Here is a 19,583-nt window from a genome sequence, read left to right as displayed (position 1 = left end):
GTGCTCGACTTGCTCCGGCAATGGTCACCCCTTTGATCCTGATCCCGGAATGATCGCATGATCGGGGTGAGCAAGTCAGCAACCGCCTGTGAAATGGCGCTCAGTCGGCGGCGCGTGTGGCCTGCCAGAGAAAAGCCCGCCACTGGCCTTCATGCTTTCTGAAGACCCCGGAGTTGTAAAACCGGGTCTCTTCGCCGTTGCCCATATCGGCCACGAGGGTGAAGGTCAGGGTGGCCACTTCGTCGAATACCCGGATGTCCACATCGCGTGCCGAGTATCGGGGCGCGTCATCGGCGTCGGGCTCGTTTTCCGACAGGCTGCCGAGAATGTCCGACTTGCCGAAACGTGTGCCGTCGGAACTGGTGTAGACCAGATCCTCGGCCCAGAACCGCTCATGCACCGCGGGGTCGCTGCCGGCGCCTGCCAGGAAAGTGTCGAGCAAACTGCCGAGTTGCGATCGAGTGTCGGCATCGGCCGCCGTGGCGGCCGATGCCAGCAGCATCAGACAGAAGATGACGTATCGCATCAGCGATCCGTCCGGCGACAGAACTGCTCGTCGGCCCAACGGCGGATCATGCGTCGTTCATGGCTCAGGGCATCCCAGTCGGAGCGGCGGGCACCCTGCCTGAGGTAGTTCATGTCGCGAATCCAGTGCTGCTGCTCGTCAATCATGTCGCCGTCGCTGCCGTAGTGGGTGTACTCGATCTTGAGTCGCGGGAAGTCGACATCGCGCATGACCCGCACACCATCCGGGTGGTGCCACCACTCGTAGCGGCCGGCCAGGTCGACATCCAGCACCTGAATGGCCACACGTTCTCCTTCGGGCAGGCAGCTTTCTACGGCCTCGACCAGAAAGGACTCGAGCCGATCGAGGTTGCGCTCGTGATCGCGTGGACGATTGCCGGCATCGGTATAGCGATCCGTTTCGGCAAACGCCACCTCGACCCGTTCATCGCTTTCGGCCGCCACGCTTGTGGCCAGTAGCAGACATGGGAGCAACAGGGACAACAGGGTCAGATTTCGAATCAGCATGACAAGTGCCTCCTTGGGGTTTGGGCATTGTGCCGTGCCTGAGTGCAGACGGATTGCCTGCAGGCCCCGGCTCATTCTTTTGACCGGGCAGGCATGCGACTGTTCAGACACGCTTATCGCAATAGACCATGAAAACCGCTGCGATTCAACTTAGGGAGCCTCTGAATAACTCTGCGCGGAGCGCGTTTCTGTCTCAAAAGCCGTAGATCGTGTGGTGCGACCCGAGTGACAGTAGCCGTAGCTACGGCCGAGGGGCGCAGCGCGCGAGATGCGGCTTTTGAGGCGAAACCCGAATGGGACGGGCCTTTGCGGGCGACCCGCTGCGTTTGGACTCGCTCATTTGGAATGACCAAACCACACGCGCTAATCGTTTCTTACGCAGGCGCTTCTTGCCTTCGGCAAATCGCACCTGGCACGAAACGGCGCTCGCCGAAGCCACACCGGGTCATCCCGCAAAGGCCCGTCGCGCCCGCGCAGAGTTATTCAGAGGCTCCCTTAGGTCGTGGAGTGCGGGGCGCGCCGGTGCATCTGATCGAACATCGACCAGACCCCCTGTTCACCGTCCCAGTGCCCGCGGGTTGCTGCCTTGGCGTACTCGGTGGCTCGCTGCTCGAAGAAGTTGGCAAACTCCACGCCGTTGAGAATCTCGACCAGCCAGGGCAGGGGGTGGGCCGTCAGCGCGCGGTAGCTGCCCTCTTCCTGCGCAAAACAGCCGAACACGGTGGGCAGTTTGAGCTGGGCCAGTCGCCAGTCGGCGATATAGCGCACGTAGCGCTTGATGTCATAGGCGCTCATGCCTTCGATATCGCCCAGTTCGAAAGCGAGATCGACAAAGTTTTCTTCCAGGCATACCATGGTTCGGGCGACGTCAATGATGTCATCGCGCACTGCCGCGGTCAGGGCGCCGGTTTCACGGTTCCATTCATGAAACAGCCGGATCACGCCCTCGCAGTGCAGCGACTCGTCGCGTACCGACCAGCTCACGATCTGGCCCATGCCCTTCATCTTGTTGAAGCGCGGGAAATTGAGCAGCATGGCGAAGCTGGCAAACAGGCTCATGCCCTCGGTAAATGCACCGAACATGGCCAGCGTGCGCGAGACGTCGGCAACCGTGTCGACGCCGAAGGTCTGCATGTAGTCGGCCTTGGCCTTCATCTGCCGGTAATCGCGAAACGCCTCGAACTCGGTCTGCGGCATGCCCAGGGTCTTGAGCAGCAGGGCGTAGGCGTCGATGTGCACGGTTTCCATGTTGGTGAACGCGGCCATCATCATCTGGATTTCCAGTGGCTGGAAGATCGGGATGTAGCGCTTCATGTAGTTGTCCGAAACTTCCACATCGGACTGAGTGAAGAAACGGAACACCTGTGTGAGCAGCGAGCGTTCTGCCTCGCTCAGGCGATCGCCGGTCCAGTCCTTGATGTCATCGCCCAGCGGTACTTCCTCGCCCATCCAGTGGGTCTGCTGCTGGCGTTTCCAGAATTCGTAGGCCCAGCCGTAGCGTTCGACATCGTAGGTGCCGGTCGACTCGAGCAGGCCGACCCGGCCGGTACCGAGCAGCTTGCGTGGATTGGTGTTGGGGTCGATCACTGACATGCCAGGCACTCCTCGTAGTCGGTGGCCGGCTGCTGGCCACCGGTGTGTTCGGCGGCACCGAGCTGGCCGGCAAAGCCGGCGCGCTGAATGGCCTTTGAGCGGCAGTAGTACAGGCTCTTTATGCCGCGCTTCCAGGCCGACCAGTGCAGCATGTGCAGGTCCCATTTGTCGATGTTGCCCGGCAGGAACAGGTTCAGCGACTGGCTCTGGCAGATCAGCGGTGCGCGATCGGCGGCCAGTTCGATGATCCAGCGCTGATCGATCTCGAAGGCGGTGCGAAACACCAGCTTCTCGTCTTCGTCCAGGCAGTCCAGGTGTTGCACCGAACCCTCGTGCTCGAGAATCGATGCCCAGGTGTCCGGTGTGTCCTGCCCGCGCTCGGCCAGCAGCGTCTGCAGGTGGCGGTTGCGCACGGTGAATGATCCCGACAGGGTCTTGTGCGTGTAGATGTTGGCCGGTGCCGGCTCGATGCAGGCGCTGACGCCGCCGCAGATGATGGATATCGAGGCCGTCGGCGCGATGGCGAGCTTGTGACTGAAGCGTTCACGGGCGCCGGCGGCCAGCGCATCCGGGCACGGGCCACGTTCCTCGGCCAGGGCAGTCGATGCGGCATCCATGGCCGAGCGGATATGACGGAAGATCTTCAGGTTCCAGGACTTGGCCGGTGCCGATTCCAGGGGAATGCCGCGCGCCTGAAGAAAGGAATGGAAGCCCATGACGCCCAGTCCGATCGAGCGCTCCCGAAGTGCAGAGTAGTGGGCACGCGCCATCTGCTCGGGCGCCGACTCGATGAAATGCGTGAGCACGTTGTCGAGAAAGCGGGCGACATCCTCGATGAAGTCATCGTCGCCATGCCACTGATCCCAGGTCTCGATGTTGAGTGATGACAGGCAGCATACGGCGGTTCGCTCCTGGCCATCGGTATCGGTTCCGGTGGGCAGGGTGATCTCCGAGCACAGGTTGGAGGTCGAGACCTTCAGGCCCAGCGACTTCTGGTGCGCGGCCATGTCGCGGTTGACCGTGTCGATGAACAGCAGGTAGGGCTCGCCGGTCTGCAGGCGGGTCTCCAGGATGCGTTGCCACAGGCTGCGGGCATCGACATGGCGCAGCACCTCGCCGGTTTTCGGGCTCCTGAGGCCGAATTCCCGGCCATCGGTGACCGCCTGCATGAACTCGTCGGTGACATTGATGCCGTGGTGCAGGTTCAGCGCCTTGCGGTTGAAGTCGCCCGAGGGCTTGCGAATTTCCAGGAACTCCTCGATCTCGGGATGGTGAATGTCGAGATACACGGCGGCCGACCCGCGCCTGAGCGAGCCCTGGGAGATGGCCAGTGTCAGTCCGTCCATGACGTGCACGAAGGGCATGATGCCCGATGTCTGGCCGCTGCCTTTGACCTGCTCACCAATCGAACGGACCTGGCCCCAGTAGGTGCCGATGCCACCCCCGTTGGCGGCCAGCCAGACGTTTTCGTTCCAGGTGCCGACAATGCCTTCGAGCGAATCCGACACCGAGTTGAGGAAACAGGAGATCGGCAGGCCACGCCGGGTCCCGCCATTGGACAGGATGGGCGTGGCCGGCATGAACCACAGGCGCGACATGTAATCGTACAGGCGCTGGGCGTGTTCGGCGTCGTCGGCATAGGCGCAGGCGACCCGGGCGAACATGTCCTGCGGCGTTTCGCCGGGCAGCAGGTAGCGGTCCTTGAGCGTCTGCAGTCCGAAGGCGGTCAGGCGCTCGTCGCCGCGGGGATCGAGGCGCAGTGATTCGGGTGCGGGGCGGGGTCCCAGCGGAGCGGGAACAGGGGCACGACGGGCACGTTCGGTGCTCGGCGGGGTCAGCGCGGAAGCCAACTGGTTCATACAATCCTCCGTTGCAGTCTTTCGGAGGCGGGGTTGGCTCATGGGGTCGGAAGGACTGGCGGCATTGACGAGCCGCAATCCACCGCCGCCGGGAGGCCCCGCCCGGTTGCTGTTGCATGCGCCACGGCAGGTTTCCTGGCTTGCGGGTCATGGCCCGGGTCCGGACCGCCTTCCCGGTGCGACCACCAGTGGCGTGTGGGTCCGGCGGGCTCGCCGCCTACAGTTGCGGGGACAGCTTCGGAATGGATGGGCTGGCCATCGGCACCGAATTCCCTCTTAGCCCCATATCTTGTGTTCTGGGGCACCGTGGTGCCCATATATTGGGCCAGGGGCGGGATTCGGTCAAGTCCTCTGAATTGCCCGGGGCAGGCAAAGGACCCGGAGCGAACGGCCAGGGAGGGCGGCCGTTCGCTCCGGTATCGGGCTCAGTGCCCCGGCCGGGTCGGCAGGGGCGGGGCTTCGCGCGGAATATCGTCCCGGTAGTCCTCGAGCATGTCCAGGATTTCCTCGATGGCACGTTCGAGCTGGCTGTCGCGCCCGGCGTTGGTCGCGGCCGGGTCGAGCTCGACATGAATGTCGGGGGCCACGCCCTCGTTCTCGACCGACCAGTTGTTGTCGACATCGACAAAACGGAAGTGCGGCACGGTCATCACGCCGCCATCGACAAACGGGGGATTGGAAAAGATGCCGATCAGGCCGCCCCAGGTGCGGGTGCCCAGCAGCGGGCCGATCTCGAGTTCGCGGAAGGCGTAGGGCAGGAAGTCGCCGCCCGAGCCGGCATCCTGGTCGATCATCATCAGCTTTGGTCCGTGCAGCGCGCCCATGGGCGTGGTGGACATTTCACCCTGGCGATAGACCCAGTTCGACAGATGACGGCGGCTGAGAACCTCGACGATGTAGTTGGCCGCCTGGCCGCCCCCGTTGGCGCGTTCGTCGATGATCAGGGCTTCGCGGTCAAGCTGGGCATGGAACATGCGGTTGAAGAAGGTGTAGCCCGGGCCGGCGGTGTTGGGCAGGTAGATGTAACCGACCCGTCCATCGGTGGCTTCGTCGACCAGGCGGCGATTCTTCTCGACCCAGTGCCACAGACGCATGCCGTTTTCCGAGGACACCGGCTCGACCACGATTTCGCGGGCATCATCGCCCCCGGCGTCGGGCCCGACGGTCAGCACGATCTGCTTGCCGGCGGTGTCCTGCAGGCGGGCAAACAGGTTGTCCGATGCACTCAGGTCGCGACCATCGATGGCCAGGATGTACTCGCCTTCCCGGGCGCTCTGACCGGGCTTGGCCAGCGGGCTGTCGACAAAGGGGTTCCAGGCTTCGCCGGTGTAGATGCGATCGATGCGCCAGCGGTTGTTGGCGACGCTGAAGTTGGCGCCGAGCAGGCCGCCGCTGGGTCCGTTGGGCCGATGAACATCGCCGCCACTGACCCGGTTGTGGCCGGCCATGAGTTCGGCAATCATCTCGACCATCAGGTCGTTGAGGTCCTCGCGTCGCCCGACATGGTCGAGCAGGGGACGATACTGTTCATAGACAGCGTCCCAGTCCAGTCCATGCAGGTTTTCCGCGTAGAAATAGTCGCGCTGGAAGCGCCAGCCCTCGTCGAAGATCTGTGCCCATTCGGCGCGCGGATCGACGTGCATGCGCAGGCCCGACAGATCGAGATTATCCGGACTGAGGCGGTCGCCGGTGCGGCCCACGGCCAGCTGGCCGTTGTCGCGGCGAACCAGGACATGTTCCCCGCCCGCGCTCATGTTATAGCTCTGCAGGCCGGAGTAGACCCGGCTGGCGCTGCGTTCGTCGAAGTCGAAGCGCCTGAGGCGGTGATAACGCACCACCGACTCTCCCGGCGGCTCCACCGTCGCCCCTGGCTGGGCACGCTGCATCCAGTACAGGCTGCCATCGGCGGCCACAGTCAGGTTGCCATGGTTGCCCTTCTCGACCGGCAGGGCGACCTTGCGGGAAAACAGTCCGTCCAGGTCGATGTTGACGCCGCGTGCTTCGTCAGCGTCGTCATTGTCCTTGTTGGTGTCGCTCCCGGCTTCCTCGTCGCCGGTGCGCGGGGCCAGTGGCGACTCGCCGTCGGCCTCGAGCACCAGGGCATACAGCCCGGCGCGGTACGGTCGCTCCTGGCTGGACATGTCCAGCGAAAACTGGCGCGGACCGCTGTTGGTCGATGCGGCCAGATAGAGAAATTTGCCGTCGCGACTGAATGCCGGCGAGGCCACGTCGGCCATGCCATCGGTCACGGTGACCGAGCGCTCGTCATCGAAGTGATAGAGCACCAGGTCTCTGAAATAGTTGCTGGCGCGGCGGGTATAGGCCAGCCACTGGCCGTCTGGCGACAGCGCGACATCGTAACCCCCCTGACGCGACTGGCGGTCGATCTCGGTGACCTGGCCGTCATCCAGGCTGATTGCGTGCAGGCCGAGAAGATTGTCGGTGAACACGATGCGGCCATTGTCGGCATCCCAGGCCTGCAGTCGATAGAAGTCCGGCCCCAGTTCGTATTCGCGAGCATCACCCATGCCGCGCTGGTCGGTCACGACAAGGGTCTGGCCCTCCCGGGACTCGACAACCCAGGCAATCTCTTCGCCATCAGGCGACCACAGCGCAGTGTATTCCCGCACCCCGTCGGTGCGGGTGAGGTTGCGCGTCGAGCCGTCTTCCACCGGTACGGTAAAGACCTCGCCGCGGGCCGTGATCAGGGCACGCTTGCCGTTGGGCGACAGCCCGGCCTGCTCGATGTTGCCGCGCACGTTCTTCCAGCCCGGCCGGGTCTGCGGCAGGTCAGGCTGAATGTGGATGGTCAGGGTCTGTTGTTCGCCATTGGCCAGGTCGAGTTTGTGCAGGCGCCCTCCGGCCTCGAAGATCACGCTCTGAGTATGGCCCGCGGCCCAGCGGATGTCCCAGTCCTCCTGCTCGGTCAGCTGCTCGAGATCATTGCCGGCCGGGTCGAAGCGGAACAGGTTGAAGCGCTGGTCTTCACGGTCGGACACGAAGACGACCTGGTCGTCGAGCCAGAAGGGGAGAATGTCGTTGACCCGTTCCCCGGGGATGGCGCTGACCTCCCCGCTTTCGGGCTCGAGAATCCTGATCGATGGTGTTGTGCCGCCGCGGTATCCCCGCCAGCCGGCATTGCCGCCATACAGCCCGTTGTAGGCCGGACCGAAATCGATGTAGGCCAGTCGGTCGCCCGACGCGTCCCAGCGGCCGCGGAAAAAGCGCGCTTCCATCTGCCGGACCGGTGCGCCACCGTCGACGGGCACATGGAACAGCTGGGCCGACCGGCCGTGGTCGGTTTCCCGGCGCGAAGCGAACGCCACGGCGCTGCCGTCGGCGCTCCAGCCGACCGGGATGTCGTCGCCCGGGTGCCAGGTCAGGCGTTGCGGCTGCCCCCCATCGACCGAAATGACATGCACGTCGGCGTTGCCTTCGTAGTGGCCGGCAAAAGCGATGTAGCGGCCGTCGGGCGAAAAATGGGGGTTGTTTTCTTCGGCCTCGCTGGAGGTCAGGCGACGGGGGTTGCTGCCGTCGCGCTCGGCAAGCCAGAGGTCGCCGGCGTAGACGAAAGCAATGTGGTCGGCCGAAATGGCCGGCTGGCGTAGCAGCCGGGTGTCGTCGGCTTGAACCGACGATATGACAATCAAGCCGGCCAGCAACAGGGCACACAGGGTAATGGATGTTTTGCGGGTCATGGCAGTCAGGTATCTTGCGGTCCGATAAAGTGGACGCTAAAGGTAACCGATTCGCCATCCAGGCGCACGGGCGGCACGGCGGGGGTGTCCAATGGCGATGCCGTGATAGACTGCGGCGGGGTCTGGGCAGCCTGCCGGCGTGCTGTTTGCGATGCAAGAGATCACCAGGGAGAAACAGCCATGATCGCGACCTATTCCACTTTTGGCCTGTATTTCGTGATTCTGCTCGGGCTGGGCATTGTTGCCTGGCAGCGGACACAGGATCTCTCCGACTACATTCTGGGCGGGCGCCGTCTGGGAAGCGGGGTCACCGCCCTGTCCGCCGGCGCCTCGGACATGAGCGGCTGGCTGTTGCTGGGCCTGCCCGGGGCCGCCTACCTCGGCGGCCTGGAGGCCGGCTGGATTGCCGTCGGGCTGTTGATCGGCACCTGGCTGAACTGGCTGCTGGTCTCGCAACGACTGCGCGTGGCCACCGAATCCCTCGATGACTCCCTGACCCTGCCGGACTACTTCGAGCGACGCTTCGCCGACACCTCCGGACTGCTGCGGGTGATTCCCGGCGTGTTCATCTTCGTGTTCTTCGCCCTGTATGTCAGTGCCGGCCTGGTCGCCGGCGGGCGCCTGTTCGAGACCGTGTTCGAGATGTCCTACATGTGGGCGGTCGGCGCCGGTGCGGCGGCGATCATCGTCTACACCTTCCTGGGTGGTTACCTGGCGGTGAGCTGGACCGACGCATTGCAAGCGCTGTTGATGCTGCTGGCACTGGTGGCCGTGCCCATCATGGTGATGGGTTTCGGCGATATCGGACTGGTCGAGTCGGTACGTGCGGCCAACCCGGAAATGCTCAATCCCTTCACCGACACCGACGGCCAGGCACTGGGCCTGCTGGCGATCATTTCACTGCTGGCCTGGGGGCTGGGTTACTTCGGCCAGCCCCACATTCTGGCCCGCTTCATGGGCATTCGCTCCGCCGGCCAGCTCACCCGCGCGCGCCGCATCGCGGTCAGCTGGGCCGCGATCTGCCTGGTCGCCGCCATCCTCGTCGGCATGGCCGGCATCGGCGGCCTGGCCGAGCCGCTGGAAGGCGCCGACGCAGAAACCGTGTTCATACGCTTAGTCGAAGTGCTGTTCCACCCGCTGGTGGCCGGCTTCTGCCTGGCCGCCATCCTGGCCGCGGTCATGTCCACGGCCGACTCGCAACTGCTGGTGGCCTCTTCGGTGGTCGCCGAAGATTTCTACAAGGGCCTGCTGCGCCCCGATGCCACCCAGACCGAACTGGTCTGGATCGGTCGCGGCTCGGTGATCGTCATCGCGCTGATCGCGCTGTGGCTGGCCGCCGACCCCGACCGCATGGTGCTCGACCTGGTCGCCCACGCCTGGGCCGGCCTGGGTGCGGCCTTCGGCCCGGTCATCGTCATGTCGCTGTACTGGAAGGCCATGAGCCGCACCGGCGCCGCGGCGGGCATGCTGGCCGGCGGGCTGACCGTGCTCGTCTGGCAGCCGCTGGAGGGCGGACTGTTCGATGTCTACGAGATTCTTCCCGGCGCCATCTTCGCCGCCCTGGCCGCGGCCGTGTTCAGCCGATTGATGCCCGACGAGCGCGCCGAGCAACGCTTTGCCAGGATGCTGCAGTAAGGCTTCGGGGGCTCGCACCATGTCAGTCGACCATCGTCCACCCCTGGTCTGGGACCTGCCGCTGCGCCTGTTCCACTGGCTGCTGGTCATCTGCCTGGTGGGCGCCGTCGTGACGGTGCAGCTCGGCGGGAGCTGGATGGCCTGGCACGAGCGATTCGGCCTGGCCATCTTCGGGCTGCTGGTATTTCGGCTGGTGTGGGGCGTGATCGGCTCGACGCATGCGCGCTTCAGCCGGTTTTTCCCCACGCCGGGCCGGCTGCTGGCCTGGTGGCGGAGTCAATGGCATCGCCCGGGGCATACCCCGCTGGCCGCGTTGTCGGTCCTGGCCATGCTGGGGGTGCTTGCCTTCCAGGCCACCACCGGGCTGTTCGCCGACGACGACATCGCCTATACCGGCCCGCTCAGATCACTGGTCGACAGCGCGACCAGCAGCCGACTGACCGGACTGCACATGCAGATGGAATGGGTGATCTACGGCCTGGTGGCGCTGCACCTGGCGGCAGTCGCCTTCTACAGCCTGGTGCTGAAAAAACCCCTGATCCGCCCCATGATCACGGGCCGGGCAGCCGACGGCACCGACGCCGAATCGGCGCGCGGCGGCGGCTGGGTGGCCCTGCTGATCGCCCTGGCCATCACCGCCGGCGCACTCTGGGTGGCCAACGGCGGCCTGCTGCCGCCACCACCGGAAGCATCGCCCGACCTGGGCTGGTAAAACGGCCTCTGGCAGGGTCCTTCCCGACCTGAACCCTGAAACCTGAAACCTAAACCCTATTCCGAAGCGCGGAAGTTGTCGTGGCAGGTGCCGCAGGCACGTGCGAGGTTGTTGAACTGACTGGCAATCGCGTCGGGGTCTTCGCTGGCCGCCACTTCCTGCAGGCTGTTGGCCTCCTCGATAAAGCGGCCGGCAATTTCGCCCACCTTGTCGAGATCCTCGAAAAACTCCGACTTCAGCCGGGTCGGTTTCCAGCCCGTGCCCTCGTCGCTTCCGGGGCCATACAGGGCGCTCATGCCGGAGTTGGCAATGGCCGCGATGACGTCGGCGGCGCGCTGTACCTGGGCCGGGTCGTAGGGTACGTCGCCATCGACCACCTGGGCCTTGATGCGTCCCATGTTCCAGGACATGAAGGTGTAACCGGACTGGCGAAACTTGATCTGGTCGTCCACCGAAAGCTGCGCCATGGCGGTAGCGGATGCCAGGGCGACCACGACCGCCAGGGCCGTCAGGCCAATCAACTGTCTCATGTGCGAGTACCTCCTGTGACTTGAGAGCATCAGAGTCTGCGCAATGTCCGATCTGCCGTCAAGGCGCAGGCCGCAGCAATTGGTCCTGCGCTCTGGCGGCACTTTCGGTACACTTTGCGATCCAACCGCGCTCCGGCCCAAGCGAAGTCCAGACCCTGTCATGCTGCGTTTTTCCATACTGTTCGTGGTTCTGATCCTGGTGCTGTTCACCCTCGAGGTGCTGCAGCCGGTGCAGGAGGCCGTGATTCTGCCGTTTACCAGCGTCATTGCCAGTGTCAGCGTGTTCATCATCGAGTTGTTCGACAGCGGGGTGGAATCGGCCGGCAAGGTCATCCGCGACCTGGAGAGCGGTTTTGCCGTCAGCATCGAACCGGGCTGCAACGGCGTTGAGGCGCTGATCATCCTGTTTGCGGCCATATTTGCCTTTCCCGCCCCCCTCAAGCACAAGCTGATCGGTTTCGCGATTGGCTTCTGTGCCATTCAGGGTCTGAACCTGGTGCGCATCATCAGCCTGTTCTACCTGGGGCAGTGGAACATGACCTGGTTCAACTGGTTTCACCTCTATCTCTGGCAGGCCCTGATCATTCTGGATGCGCTGGTGGTGTGGCTGATCTGGCTGCGCATGCTGCCGCCGCGCGAAGGCGGCGGCTCCGGAAAAGACGCCGTCGAGGCGCCGGTCGGCACGGGTTGAGCCCGCCATGCCGAGGTTGCTGATTGCCGGTTGTGGAGACCTGGGGCTGCGTCTGGCCCGGCGGCTACGGAACACTGACTGGACAGTGACCGGCCTGCGACGTCGCCCGGACCGCTTGTCGGACGACCTCATCGCTGTCGGCGCTGACCTGTTTCGGCCCGATACTCTCAAGACACTCGAGACCGACTGGGATGCCGTCGTCTACCAGGCCACGCCCTCGCTACGCGACGAGACCGGTTACCGACAGGCTTATGTCGAAGGGCTGTCCAATCTGCTCGAACACGTGCGCACCGATCGGCTGCTGTATGTCTCCAGCACCTCGGTGTATGGCCAGGATGACGGTGAGTGGGTCGATGAACGTTCGCTGACCCAGCCGGCCCGCTTCAATGGCCGGCTGGTGCTGGAAGGCGAGCGTATCGCTCGGGAGGCGGTGGCCGATGCCGTTGCCGTTCGCTTCGCCGGCATTTATGGTCCCGGGCGCGATGCGCTGCTCAGGTCGCTGCGCGATGGCCGGGCCACGTGCCGTGAAGACCCGCCCCAGTGGACCAACCGCGTTCACGTCGAAGACTGCGCGGCCGTTCTTGCACACCTGCTTGAACTGGATGCCCCCGAACCGGTGTACTGTGCCAGCGATGGTGCTCCGACACCGCGCTGCCAAGTGCTCGACTGGCTGTCGCATCGACTGGATCTGCCGGCACCAGAGCGCCTGGCGTCGCAGGCATCGGGCGCACAGGGCAAGCGCGTGGCCAACAACCGCCTGCTGGCGACCGGATTCCGCTTCGAGTTTCCCGATTACAGGCATGGATATGGAGCAATGCTGCCATGACGACAACAACTGACTTGACCGCCGGCATGGTCGAGCGCTTCCGCGATGGCTTCGATCGCGCGGTGGCCGCCGGGGTGCCCGAGCCCACCGCCATGACCCTGGCCACGGTCGATGCCTCCGGCCGACCGACGGCGCGCACCGTCCTGCTCAAGGACATGGACGAGCAGGGTTTCGTGTTCTACACCAACCTGGAATCTCGCAAGGGTCGGCACCTGAATGCCTGCCCGGATGTCGCGCTGGTGTTCTGGTGGCGGGAATTGGCCGAGCAGGTGCTGGTCGAGGGCCGGGTCGAGGCCGTCAGCAACGAGGAAGCCGACGCCTACTTTGCCAGTCGGCCGCGCGGCAGCCAGATCGGGGCCTGGGCGTCCCTGCAGTCGAGCGAGTTGCCGTCGCGCCAGGATCTGCTCGATCGCGTGCGCGAGTACGAGCAGCGCTATGCCGGCCAGGATGTGCCGCGCCCCCCGCACTGGTCGGGCTATCGGGTCAAACCCCGCCAGGTCGAGTTCTGGTACGGCCGTGAGTCGAGGTTGCATGAGCGCGTGTGCTATCGCCACGTCGCGGGTGATTGGCAGGAGACGCTGTTGTATCCTTAGATAGAGAACAAGGTGGATTGGCTGCGGTCGGGAGGGGCTCGATCGCACCGCCTTGAGCAGGAGGGACGCACCGTGCTTATATTGCCGCTGGACCGCAAGCCGACCCGCGAGAACTTTCCTTATGTAACTGCCGCCATAGTGCTGGTCAACCTGCTGGTTTTCCTGTTGCTGCAAGGCGGCGACAGGCAGATCGAAGAACAGGCCGTCGATCGCTACGTTGAATCCGGGGTGCTGGCCGAAGAATGGCAGTGGTTCACGGACTGGGCCGAGCGGGCTCACGGGCTGGAGGCCGACCCCGAGGAAATGGATGAGTGGTTGCCCGAGCCCGGCGAGTGGTCCTGGAGCGACCGCCTGCGCCTGGCCGTGATCGACAGCGAACCCGACTTTCACCGTGACCTGGAAGCCGGCTTGGTCATCGACCCCGACAGCGAGGAGATCGCCCGATGGCGCGAAGCCCGCGAGAGGCTGGAAGCCGACCGCGAGGCCAGCTTTACTCGCCGCTACCTGCTCTACTACGACGAGGTCGAGGCCGGCAGCCTGATCATGCACATGTTCATGCATGGTGGTGTCGGGCACCTGGTGGGCAACATGCTGTTCCTGGTGCTGCTGGGCATCCTGTTGGAACCGGCGCTGGGTGGCCTGCGCTACCTGGGCCTGTACCTGATCAGCGGGCTGGGGTCGGCAGCTGTGTCGCTGACCGTCAATTGGGGTGCGGCCACGGGTTCACTGGGTGCTTCCGGCGCGATTGCCGGTCTGATGGGTGGTCTGGCCGTGGTCTATGGGCTGCGCAAGGTGCGCTTTTTTTACTGGGCTTTCGTCTACTTCGACTACGTGCGTGCGCCGGCGCTGGTCCTGCTGCCGCTCTGGCTGGGCTGGGAGATGCTGCAATGGATGCTTTTCGAGGGCAGCAACATCGCCTATGAGGCGCATGCCGGCGGCATCGTCACCGGGGCGCTGGTGGGTTGGTTGCTGGTGCGTGCCGGGCAGGTCAACCACGAGACGCTCGACCAGGACAGCGGGCCTGATGTTCACAGCGACCGCAAGACCGTGGCCGAAGCGCGCAAGGCGCTGGAGGCGCTGGATCCGGTCCGCGCCAAGCGTTTGCTGAAGCCGCTTCTCAAGCGCCATGGTGACGAGGCCAGGTTGTGGTCGCTCTACCTGGCGGCCTGTCGTTTGAGAAGCGAAGATCCTGACCTGGATATTGCGATGAAGCGCATTCTGCGTCTGCCCGGCGATACGCCCGAGCAGCGCGAACTGGTCGTGGACGCTTTTGCCGAATACCGGCGCCTGCGCGGAAAACACCTGAAAATGTCGGCGCCGCTGGCGGTCAGCCTGGCCGGCCGGCTGGCGCGCTGGGGCGCGGTGGATCAGGCCTGTTTCCTGGTTGATGTCATGGCGCGCAGTACGCGGCCCATCGCCGGGCTGGACGAGGCGGCCGGCCTGCTGGCCGACCGCCTGGAGTGCGATGGCGACTCACGCGCCCGTCGATACCGGCAGTTGCATCAGCGGTCGGCCTGAAAGGCCGGCGGGGCCTCGATACGGGCTTCGAAGCTGGCCATTTCCTCGACCAGCGGATGGTCGGGGAAACGCTTTCTGAGCTTGCGCACAATGCCCAGTGGCCGCTCGATTGATTCTCCCTGCCTGATCATGCTTCGCGCGGCCAGAAAGTAGTTCTCGACCAGGTCGGGATGATCGCGATGCCGCTTGCCGAAGCCGCTGGTCAGGCGCAGGACCAGCGCGTCGCGCCCCTGCTTGAAGGCCAGGCGAGCTAGCGGCAGGATGTCGCCCGGACGTTCGGGACGAAAAGCCGGGTCGATCTGCTGGCACTCGGCCACCACTTCCAGGGCGCGCTTTTCGGACTCGAAGGCATGCAGCAACACGGGGACATACTGACGTCCGTGATCAAGCAGCGCCTGCTTGTCGTCGCGACTGAGCAGCAGCTTGCGGTAGTAGTCATGCACTTCCGGCTCGGCACCGCTGCGGCGGATTTGTTCGCCCAGTACCTGAACCGCTTCGTCGGCCTGCCCCTGGGCAACCCGCTCCGCGGCTTCTTCGATCAAGGGGTGTTGCGACGCCTTGTCCTCGTGCTGTTCGCGCTCACGCTTTGCTGCCAGCGACACCTCGATACCCAGTTCATCGTGGTACTGGTAGAGCAGGTAGCCCATCAGGTGGAACGAGGCGGCCATGAAATAGGCGCTGATGAATGTCGACACGACCGTGAACAGCACCATCGAGCCCCCGACCAGCGGCAGCAACAAGGCTTCAGCCTGTGTCTGGCTCAACAGCATCAATAGCAGAAATGCCGAGGTCAGCAGGTAGGCCCAGCCGGTGGTCTGCATCAACTGAATCCAGATCAGCGGGTTGAGCGCCTTGATCAGGCTCTGGGTCATGGCCAGGGTCATGATCGACGCCGGCATGGCCAGCATCAGGAACAGCCCGAGCAGGAGGGCAAAGAAAATCGACCCGACCGCACCCGCGATCAGCCCATAACCCAATCCGAGCGCCAGCAGCAGACCGATGTGCTTGAACATGATGCCGCCGGAGATCCGGGTGACCGACGGCGGCCCCTCCATCATGCCACTGGCCGTGGTGTTGAGGATCTCGTAGCTGAGCTTGAACAGCATGGCCCAGAGCAGCAGCCCGATGAAAAAGCCCAGTATCGGAATGACGGTCAGCACCATGGCGGCACTGATTGCCGCAATGACCGGCAGGATACGGGACTTGAACGGATAGCGGAAAAAGCGCGGTAATTCCTGCCATACCGGCGCGATCTCGGATGATTCTTCGAACAGTTGACTCATGGATCTCCCTCGTGCGTTGGATTGCATCCCCCTGATGAATGCTTGTCAGTCCTCCGGTGGCGGTTGACGCCGTCGTGCCAGTTCGCGCGCCGTCCAGCGCTCGATCAGCCCCCTGCACGGTTCCTTGTCGGTGCCTCGCGGATGATACATCCCGGCAGCCTGTCTCTGGCGCTGGGCCTCGTAGAGGATCAGGGCCGTGGCCACCGATACGTTCAGCGACTGCGTCATGCCGAGCATGGGAATGACGATTTCGCCGTCGCATTCGGCCAGTGCCTCGCTGCTGACACCAAAGCGTTCGGTACCCACGACAATCGCGGTGGGCCGGGTGTAGTCGGGCTGGCGAAAATCCACGGCCCCCTCGGAGAAATGCGCGGCATAGAGCGCCATGCCGGCCGATCTGAGTTCACGCAGGCCGGATACGGCCTCGCGATGGCGCTTCAGCTCGACCCAGCGTTGCGCGCCCTGGGCGGTATGGTTGAGCGGCGGGATGCCGCCGGTGGGCGGGACGGCATGGGCCTGCATGACGCCAACGGCATCGCAGGTGCGCAGGATGGCGGCCACGTTGTGTGGCTTGTGCACGCGCTCCATAAAAACCGTCAGGTCGGGCTGGCGGCGGGCAGCGACTTCCCTGATGCGATGCTGGCGTTCCGGTGTCATCGCGCCAGTTTAGCCCAGCCGGGGCTGTCGAGGTCAGTCGACCCGATGTCAGTCGACAAAGAACTCCTGCTCGAAGCGCAGCTCGTAGGGTGCCGCCTCGCTGTGCGATGGCGTGATTCGGACGGTGAAATCCAGGTTCTCTTCGTCATGAACCCGAAACGTGCCGATGTAATAGATCGCATCCTGCTCGGTGACTTCGCGCATGCTGATGTTGCGTCGCTGACCGGCCCGGTTGACGGCGCTGGCGGTCACTTCGGCAGTGACCGCGCTGGGCATGTCTGCCTCGTCTTCCGGTTTTTCCAGTACGGCGATATTGAGCAGGGCGCGCGAACTCGAACGCTGAATGTCGTGGGCACGGGCCACTTCGGCCGGCAGTTGCGCGGTGATCAGGGTGTTGTAGTGCACGACATGGCGCTCGAAGCTCTGCGACTGCTCGGCCAGGGCCGGAGTGCCCGGAACAAGCAGTGTCAGCGCGGCGATTACGCCGGTCAGGGTCAGTCGCTTGGGCATCATGGTTGTCCTCCCGGGCCAGCAGGCCGCGTTTGCTTGGTCATGCTACTCGCCGTTCAGACTGACGGCAATCCGGGTCTCCCCCGCGCTCAGACAGCCAGCAGAATGATCAGGAACTGGATAAGAATAATGGCCACCAGCGGCGACAGGTCGAAGCCGCCCAGGCTGGGCAGCACGCGTCGAATCGGCGCCAGTACCGGCTGGGTCAGCTGGAAGATCAGCGGCACGATGGGGTGCCGGACCCCATGCCCAACCCAGGAAAGAATCACGCCGATGATGATCAGGATCAGGTAAAGCACCAGTAACAGCCGAATCAGCCGCATGAGCGCCAGCAGGGCAAAGACCAGTGGGTCCAGCTTCCAGCCCACGATCAGGCCGACCGCCACCAGGGCCAGCAATTGCACGATGTAGAGGGCGGCCAGGCCTGCCAGGCTGATCGGGCCAACACGAGGCAGCACCTTGCTGAGCGGGCGCACCACCGGATCGGTCACCTTGACCAGGGCCTGGCAGATCGGATTGTAGTAGTCGGCACCAATGCCTTCGAGCAGTACCCGCAGCATCAAGGCGACCAGGTAGAGGTGGAAAAGCGTTTCTACCAGGAAGGAAAAAGCGTTGGTTGCCGATCCGCCCGCCATCATTGCCCCAGTTCCTTTCCGCGTTGAATGGCCGCCTGCACGGCCTGATCGACAATCTCGTCGAGGCCGGCCTGGTCCAGTGCTTCCAGGGCCGCGGCCGTGGTGCCTCCCGGAGAGGTCACCCGACGCCGCAGTTCGGCGGCATCAAGGTCCGATTCGGCCAGCATGGTGCCGGCACCGAAGGCGGTTTGCCGGGCCAGCGCGGCGGCATCGGCTTCATCCAGTCCGGCTCGTGTGCCGGCGCGAGTCAGCAGTTCGACAAAGCGGAAAAAGTAGGCGGGTCCGGACCCCGAGATGGCGGTTACCACATCCATCAGGGACTCGTCGGCCACCCAGACGGTCTTGCCAGCGGTGCCCAGTATCTGTGTGGTGCGTTCCCGGTCGTCGCGCGTCACGCCCTCATCGGCCACCATGCCGGTGATACCCGCGCCGTAGAGTGCGGGCGTGTTGGGCATGGCCCGCACCGAACGGCGGTGACCGTCCAGGCCGCGCGCCATTTGTGCCAGCGTGACGCCGGCCGCTACGCTGATGACGAGGGTTTCCGGGCGCACAGAGTGCTTCAGCGAGTCCAGCACCGAGTCCATAACCTGTGGCTTGACCGCCAGCATGATGACATCGGCGCCGTCAGCGGCGCGGGCATTCTCTCCATGTGCCTCGATGCCGAACTGGCCTGATACGGCCTGGCGCTGGTCTGCACTGGGGTCGGCCACGCGCACACAGTCGGTGGGGTGGTTCGCGTTGATCAGGCCACCAATCAGTGCCTGGGCCATGTTGCCGGCGCCAATGAAGGTAATGATGGGGGTGGAATGTGCCATGGCATGCATTTTAGTGTACCCCGTCACTCATTGTGTAACTTATAGAGCGCGCCTGAGCCACAGTGCAAGGCGCGACCCGCAGTGAATGGCAGCGTCCTTTGCAAGGGGCGCAACACGGGCAACGGCTACGCTCGCAAGGCTTCATTCGGTGCGCGAAAGACGCCATGCGACTTCGCCTGCCCTGCACTGTCGGTTCAGGCGCGCTCCATAAGTTACACAATGAGTGACGGGGTACACTAGTCGGGGAGGTGTGTCGGGTGCCAGTTGTGTGCGCTCAGACGGTCGTGCGCGCACCGAATAATGCGGTTCCGACGCGCACCATGGTGCTGCCGGCGGCGATGGCGGCTTCCAGATCGGCGGTCATGCCGGCCGACAGTGTATCGACGCCGGTATGGCCCGACTGGAGATGCCGATACAGGGCGAACAGACGGTCGAACACCTGTTGCTGGGCCGATGCACCCTCGCGCGGGGCGGGAATGGCCATGAGGCCGCGCAGCCGCAGATTGTCGCGAGCGGCGATCTCGGCGGCCAGCGGGTCGACCTCGTCGGAACGACAGCCGGCCTTCTGCGGTTCGTCATCGATATTGACCTGGATGAGCACGTTGAGCGGTGGTCGGTCGGCGGGGCGCTGATCGGCCAGTCGGCGCACGATCTTGAGCCGGTCGACCGACTGGACCCAGTCGAACCGGGCGCTGATCTGGCGGGTCTTGTTCGACTGGATGGGGCCGATGTAGTGCCACTCCAGTTCCAGATCGCCCAGTGCATCGATCTTTTGCACGGCCTCGTCGACGTAGCTTTCGCCGAAGGCCCGCTGACCCAGCGCGTACAGCGTCCTGACGGCTTCGGCCGGATGGGTCTTGCTCACCGCCAGCAGGCGCACGTCACCCGGGTTGCGCCCGCAGGCGCGGCAGGCGGCGGTCATGCGTTCGATGACCTGGTCGAATTTCTCCTGATGTTTGGGGTTCATGTCCGCATTGGGCTAATATCGGGGAAACG

18 protein-coding genes and 1 riboswitch are annotated in these 19,583 nt (G+C 64.3%); of the genes, 6 read left to right on the top strand and 12 right to left on the bottom strand.

Annotated features, from left to right (window positions below; all coding sequences use genetic code 11):
• Window positions 1-100 precede the first annotated feature (100 nt).
• The 5 genes from IC757_RS15715 to IC757_RS15695 all read right to left on the bottom strand — a co-directional run bounded on the left by IC757_RS15715 (window position 101) and on the right by IC757_RS15695 (window position 8,182).
• A complete protein-coding gene (locus tag IC757_RS15715) occupies window positions 101-526 on the bottom strand; it encodes a nuclear transport factor 2 family protein (RefSeq protein WP_190975222.1) in 426 nt (141 codons plus the stop codon).
• On the bottom strand, window positions 526-1,032 hold the full coding sequence (locus IC757_RS15710) for a DUF3016 domain-containing protein (RefSeq protein ID WP_190975221.1): 507 nt from the start codon (window positions 1,030-1,032) through the stop codon (window positions 526-528). The genes IC757_RS15715 and IC757_RS15710 overlap by 1 nt, the downstream gene beginning before the upstream one ends.
• A 495-nt stretch (window positions 1,033-1,527) precedes the next feature.
• Window positions 1,528-2,625, bottom strand: coding sequence for a ribonucleotide-diphosphate reductase subunit beta (locus IC757_RS15705; protein WP_190975220.1), 1,098 nt, complete (start codon window positions 2,623-2,625; stop codon window positions 1,528-1,530).
• Window positions 2,616-4,484, bottom strand: coding sequence for a ribonucleoside-diphosphate reductase subunit alpha (locus IC757_RS15700; RefSeq protein ID WP_190975219.1), 1,869 nt, complete (start codon window positions 4,482-4,484; stop codon window positions 2,616-2,618). Before IC757_RS15700 ends, IC757_RS15705 begins: the two co-directional genes overlap by 10 nt.
• A 107-nt stretch (window positions 4,485-4,591) precedes the next feature.
• Window positions 4,592-4,808: riboswitch (cobalamin riboswitch) on the bottom strand.
• 101 nt (window positions 4,809-4,909) lie between these two features.
• Window positions 4,910-8,182: a S41 family peptidase gene (locus IC757_RS15695; RefSeq protein WP_190975218.1), complete on the bottom strand. Its 3,273-nt coding sequence runs from the start codon at window positions 8,180-8,182 to the stop codon at window positions 4,910-4,912.
• A gap of 180 nt (window positions 8,183-8,362) precedes the next feature.
• Between IC757_RS15695 and putP the strand changes: the two genes are divergently transcribed.
• Complete coding sequence (gene putP / locus IC757_RS15690; RefSeq protein ID WP_190975217.1) at window positions 8,363-9,817, top strand: sodium/proline symporter PutP; 1,455 nt, start codon at window positions 8,363-8,365, stop codon at window positions 9,815-9,817.
• 19 nt (window positions 9,818-9,836) lie between these two features.
• A complete protein-coding gene (locus IC757_RS15685) occupies window positions 9,837-10,529 on the top strand; it encodes a cytochrome b/b6 domain-containing protein (protein WP_190975216.1) in 693 nt (230 codons plus the stop codon).
• A 56-nt stretch (window positions 10,530-10,585) separates the two neighbouring features.
• Here IC757_RS15685 and IC757_RS15680 read toward each other — a convergent pair whose 3' ends face one another.
• Window positions 10,586-11,059 (bottom strand): c-type cytochrome, encoded by a 474-nt coding sequence (locus IC757_RS15680; protein ID WP_190975215.1) that lies wholly within the window; start codon window positions 11,057-11,059, stop codon window positions 10,586-10,588.
• A gap of 160 nt (window positions 11,060-11,219) precedes the next feature.
• Here IC757_RS15680 and xrtH point away from each other — a divergent pair, with 160 nt between their 5' ends.
• From xrtH to IC757_RS15660, 4 genes are all read left to right on the top strand, one after another.
• Window positions 11,220-11,750, top strand: coding sequence for an exosortase H (gene xrtH / locus IC757_RS15675; RefSeq protein WP_190975214.1), 531 nt, complete (start codon window positions 11,220-11,222; stop codon window positions 11,748-11,750).
• A 7-nt stretch (window positions 11,751-11,757) separates the two neighbouring features.
• Entirely contained in the window at window positions 11,758-12,576 is an 819-nt protein-coding gene (locus IC757_RS15670; RefSeq protein WP_190975213.1) for an NAD-dependent epimerase/dehydratase family protein, read from the top strand.
• A complete protein-coding gene (pdxH, locus tag IC757_RS15665; RefSeq protein WP_190975212.1) occupies window positions 12,573-13,169 on the top strand; it encodes a pyridoxamine 5'-phosphate oxidase in 597 nt (198 codons plus the stop codon). Before IC757_RS15670 ends, pdxH begins: the two co-directional genes overlap by 4 nt.
• Before the next feature lie 72 nt (window positions 13,170-13,241).
• Window positions 13,242-14,687 carry a rhomboid family intramembrane serine protease gene (locus IC757_RS15660; RefSeq protein WP_190975211.1) on the top strand — a complete coding sequence of 482 codons (1,446 nt, stop codon included), beginning with the start codon at window positions 13,242-13,244 and terminating at the stop codon, window positions 14,685-14,687.
• On the opposite strand, the gene IC757_RS15655 is transcribed toward IC757_RS15660, so the two are convergent.
• The 6 genes from IC757_RS15655 to IC757_RS15630 form a co-directional block, all read right to left on the bottom strand.
• Window positions 14,672-15,970, bottom strand: a complete 1,299-nt coding sequence (locus tag IC757_RS15655) for a hypothetical protein (protein WP_190975210.1) — start codon at window positions 15,968-15,970, stop codon at window positions 14,672-14,674. The genes IC757_RS15660 and IC757_RS15655 overlap by 16 nt on opposite strands.
• Window positions 15,971-16,015: 45 nt before the next feature.
• Entirely contained in the window at window positions 16,016-16,627 is a 612-nt protein-coding gene (trmH, locus tag IC757_RS15650; protein WP_190975209.1) for a tRNA (guanosine(18)-2'-O)-methyltransferase TrmH, read from the bottom strand.
• A 48-nt stretch (window positions 16,628-16,675) separates the two neighbouring features.
• Window positions 16,676-17,140: a DUF4426 domain-containing protein gene (locus IC757_RS15645; protein ID WP_190975208.1), complete on the bottom strand. Its 465-nt coding sequence runs from the start codon at window positions 17,138-17,140 to the stop codon at window positions 16,676-16,678.
• Window positions 17,141-17,226: 86 nt separating this feature from the next.
• Window positions 17,227-17,775, bottom strand: a complete 549-nt coding sequence (locus IC757_RS15640; RefSeq protein ID WP_190975207.1) for a YggT family protein — start codon at window positions 17,773-17,775, stop codon at window positions 17,227-17,229.
• Window positions 17,772-18,587: a pyrroline-5-carboxylate reductase gene (gene proC / locus IC757_RS15635; protein WP_190975206.1), complete on the bottom strand. Its 816-nt coding sequence runs from the start codon at window positions 18,585-18,587 to the stop codon at window positions 17,772-17,774. The genes IC757_RS15640 and proC overlap by 4 nt, the downstream gene beginning before the upstream one ends.
• Before the next feature lie 274 nt (window positions 18,588-18,861).
• The gene (locus tag IC757_RS15630) at window positions 18,862-19,554 is read right to left on the bottom strand and encodes a YggS family pyridoxal phosphate-dependent enzyme (RefSeq protein WP_190975205.1); all 693 of its coding nucleotides are present in this window, start codon (window positions 19,552-19,554) and stop codon (window positions 18,862-18,864) included.
• Window positions 19,555-19,583: the final 29 nt, after the last annotated feature.

The organism is Wenzhouxiangella sp. AB-CW3 (assembly GCF_014725735.1).
Taxonomy (GTDB): Bacteria; Pseudomonadota; Gammaproteobacteria; order Xanthomonadales; family Wenzhouxiangellaceae; genus Wenzhouxiangella.
This window is presented reverse-complemented; position numbering and strand designations above follow the sequence as displayed.